Source organism: Rhodococcus sp. BS-15, assembly GCF_000813105.1.
Lineage (GTDB): Bacteria > Actinomycetota > Actinomycetes > Mycobacteriales > Mycobacteriaceae > Rhodococcoides.
Window position 1 is genome coordinate 1 of the sequence record NZ_BAOX01000393.1, and the last position, 3618, is coordinate 3618.

General features: G+C 67.2%; 4 protein-coding genes. 1 reads left to right on the plus strand and 3 read right to left on the minus strand.

Features of this window, described 5'->3' with window-relative positions; translation table 11 throughout:
- Window positions 1-72: 72 nt before the first annotated feature.
- Window positions 73-198 (minus strand): hypothetical protein, encoded by a 126-nt coding sequence (locus RHBS_RS31670; RefSeq protein WP_272913901.1) that lies wholly within the window; start codon window positions 196-198, stop codon window positions 73-75.
- Window positions 199-212: 14 nt separating this feature from the next.
- Window positions 213-863, minus strand: a complete 651-nt coding sequence (locus RHBS_RS25615) for a DUF6474 family protein (RefSeq protein WP_121871768.1) — start codon at window positions 861-863, stop codon at window positions 213-215.
- A 107-nt stretch (window positions 864-970) separates the two neighbouring features.
- Here RHBS_RS25615 and RHBS_RS25620 point away from each other — a divergent pair, with 107 nt between their 5' ends.
- A complete protein-coding gene (locus RHBS_RS25620; RefSeq protein ID WP_237669716.1) occupies window positions 971-2569 on the plus strand; it encodes a TM0106 family RecB-like putative nuclease in 1599 nt (532 codons plus the stop codon).
- 34 nt (window positions 2570-2603) lie between these two features.
- Here the strand turns inward: RHBS_RS25620 and RHBS_RS25625 are convergent, their stop codons facing one another.
- Entirely contained in the window at window positions 2604-3371 is a 768-nt protein-coding gene (locus tag RHBS_RS25625; protein WP_032397116.1) for an SDR family NAD(P)-dependent oxidoreductase, read from the minus strand.
- Window positions 3372-3618: the final 247 nt, after the last annotated feature.

The following is a 3618-nucleotide window of genomic DNA, read 5'->3' on the forward strand; positions in this document are numbered from 1 at the left end:
AGCCGGGAGCAGTAGAACGGTCGAACGTCTGGGCAGGGCCGTCATGGCACCGATACCGATGCTGACGGCGAGTCAGCAGGCCAGGGCGGAACCGTCTACCCAGCCGCCGCCGGCCATGCCGTGTGCGGCCACCGCGAGCGTCGCGGTGACGATACCGACAGCTCCGCCGCGAAGCGGGGCGGCAGAGCTGTCGGTCATCGGTTGTGCAGGGGTCAGCGAACGCCGAGACGGGCGAGCAGATCGGCCTCGATGCCGTCCAGCTCTGCGGAGATGGCGGCGTGTGCGGTCTTGCGGCGAGCGGGCGGCATCTGCTCGGATGCGCGGACAGCGGTGGTCAGATCGTCCAGACGCTCGCTGATCGCGGCACCGAAGCTCTTGGTCTCTGGATCGGAGTGGCGCGCACCGATGGTGCTCAGCGACTTCTCGGCTCCGGCGATGCGGGCGCTGAGCTTGCCGCCGTGGCCGGTGTACTCGCTGAGCTGATCGGGAGCGACACCGAGTTGCTGCGCCTTGCGGCTGTCGAGCTGCGCGCGAACGACCGTCGCACCGCGGTAGAGGATGGGGGCCAACACCGGAATCAGCAGCCGAGCGATGCCGAGGTACTTGCGGATCTGAGCCACACTCAGCGTTCCCTGCACGGCAGCCTTCTGCTGGGCCTTCAGAGCAGAAACCTGGGCCTTCTCGACGTTCTTCTGGGACTTCGCTTCCACTGCGCTGAGCTTGCGCTGCGCCTTGGCGATGGACTTCAACTGCTTGCGCTCGTTCTTCGCGCCCAGCTTCGCTTCGAGTGTTGCCTTGTGCTTGAGCGCCTTGGCCTCTGCCTTGCGAGTGGCTCGACCCTTACGCTTGCGGAACAAACCCATCGAAAAGGCTCCTGACGTGTGCTGCTAGGCGGGAACAGTGCGTTACCCCCACCCTAAGGCAGTCGACGGTCGCGGGCTGTCGGAGGGCTGACCTAGTGTCTAGCAGTGTGAACGGTCAACGAGAAGCAGCGCCCGTGTTGCTCGATGCCGGATCGTTGACGCGGTGCAGGCATCGGCTCTATCTCGATACCGCGTACGGATCGTTGCTGCGTGGTGAACCCGAGAACCCAGGGGTACGGCAGCGCCGAGAAGCAGCTCAGGCTCACCGCGAGAACGTCCGCGCGCAGTTGGCCGTGGACGATCCGACGCTGTGGACCGAGATCGACGAACCCACTGCCCGCGACGCAGCCGACGCCACCGTCGCCGCCTGTCGGGCCGGAGTGGAACGCATCTGGAATGCGGTACTGCCCCTCGAACGCGATACCGGCCGACGCGGTCGCAGCGAATTGCTCGTCCGCGACGCGGCGGGCGGGTACATCCCGGTGATCGTGGTCAACCACAAGGTCACCGACCCCGGCCGCGGCGCGCGCACCACCCCACTCGACCGGTGGGCTCCGTCGTTCGACGAGACCCGCAAGGTGCGCAGTCAGCTACGCGACCAGCTCCGGCTCGCTCACCTGTATCGCATGTTGGCGCACGAGGGCCTGGCCACGGCCACACCCGTCGGCGGCGCAGTGGGCTACAAGGGCGAATGCATGCTGGTGCACGACCTCACCACGGTCCTCGGTGAATACGACACCCGCTTCGCAGACCGGCTCTCGGTTGCCCAGGGTGCCGCGTTCACCGTTCCCTCCCAGGTCAGTGAATGTCGTTCGTGTTCGTGGTGGTTCGACTGCAAGCCGCAACTCGAGGCCGTTCGTGACGTCTCCCTGGTCGCGTCGGGCTCTCGCGCCGATGTGCTGCGCAGTGCCGGCGTGCGCACCATCGACGAGTTGGCGCAGTGGACCGGCCCGGCCCCCGAGGAATGGCCCTTCGGAAACTTCGACGACGCCGTGTCCGCGGCGCTGGCCTGGCGAGCCGACGTGCCATTGCTGCGGCGCTCGGAGACCGTGACGGTGCACCGCGCTGACGTCGAGGTGGACGTGGACATGGAGAGCTACCAGGAACACGGTGCCTACCTGTGGGGCACGCTGCTCACCGAGGCAGGCGGGCCGCCGCCGACGTACCGCGGTTTCGTCACCTGGGACCCGCTGCCGACCGTGGACGAGGGCCGCTCGTTCGCGGTGTTCTGGAACTGGTTGATGGACACCAGGGCCGATGCGGCCGCGCGCGGCAAAACCTTTGCTGCGTACTGCTATTCGCGTCAAGCCGAGGACAAATGGCTGCTCGATTCGGCCCGTCGATTCGCGGACGTTCCCGGGGTTCCTACCGAGGCGCAGATTCGCGAGTTCATCGACAGCGAGCAGTGGGTGGATATCTACCAGGCCGTGAGCGATCAGTTCATCTGCCCGAACGGCAAGGGACTGAAGAAGATTGCGCCGGTCGCAGGATTCGCGTGGCGTGACGACGAGGCCGGCGGCGAGGCGTCGATGGGGTGGTATCGGGAAGCCGTCGGATACGACGCGGAGCCCGACCACACGCAGCGCGAGCGACTGCTCGTCTACAACGAGGACGATGTTCTGGCGACGAAAGTGTTGCGCGAGTGGATGTCCGACCGCGCGGAGAACGAGATCCCGACGGTGGCGGACCTGCGCGCTCGCGCGTGACCCCGCCTCGATCGGCGGGGCCACGTAGTAACTTCTAGCGCGGAGCCATGCGGATCGCGCCGTCCATGCGGATGGTTTCGCCGTTGAGGTAATCGTGCTCGGCGATCATCTGGACCAACTGCGCGTACTCGGTGGGCTGCGCCAGACGTGAGGGGAACGGTACCGAGGCCTCGAGGCCCTGACGGTATTCCTCGGTGACGCCGGCCAGCATCGGGGTGTCGACGATGCCGGGCGCGATCGTATTGACGCGGATGCCGACCTGGGCCAGGTCGCGAGCTGCGGTGATGGTCATCGCGTGCACGCCGCCCTTGGACGCGGTGTACGCGATCTGGCCGATCTGGCCCTCGAACGCCGCGACCGACGCGGTGTTGATGACGACGCCGCGCTGGCCCGCATCGTCGACGGTCGACTGCGACTGCATCCGGTTCGCGGCCAGCCGCATCACGTTGAACGTGCCGAGCAGGTTGATGGTGATGACGGTGCGGAACAGCTCGAGATCGTGCGGTCCCTTCTTGGACAGGATGCGTCCCGCCCAGCCCACGCCTGCGCAGTTGACGACGATGCGCAGGGGAACACCGGATGCGACGATGGTATCCAGCGCGGCCTCGACCTCTGCTTCGCTGGTCACGTCCGCGGGGAGCAGTGTCACCCCGGCCGGGACGCTGTCTCCGGCACGCTCGATGGACTGCGGCAGATCGAGCCCGAACACGGTGACGCCCGCGGCGGCCAGACGCGCTGCCGTAGCGGCTCCGAGGCCCGATGCCCCGCCGGTGACAAGTGCTGCTGTTCCTGAAATCTCCACGTCGTACGATCCCCTTCGCTCACAGTGACGGGCCGCGGCACAGGCAGCGACCTCGTGGTCGTTCTGCACCATAACCGGCGGGGGGACCTCATGTGCCGTCGGGCACCGAAGATCCATCACCGCCGGATGTGACCGGAGTGGTCGTACTCGACTCGGTGCGCACCCTCGCCCAGGTCGTCGAGCAGAATCGTCGCCGCCACGGGGCGGCCCGGAGGCAGGAGCCGGACCGTCACCGCGCCCGCTTCGG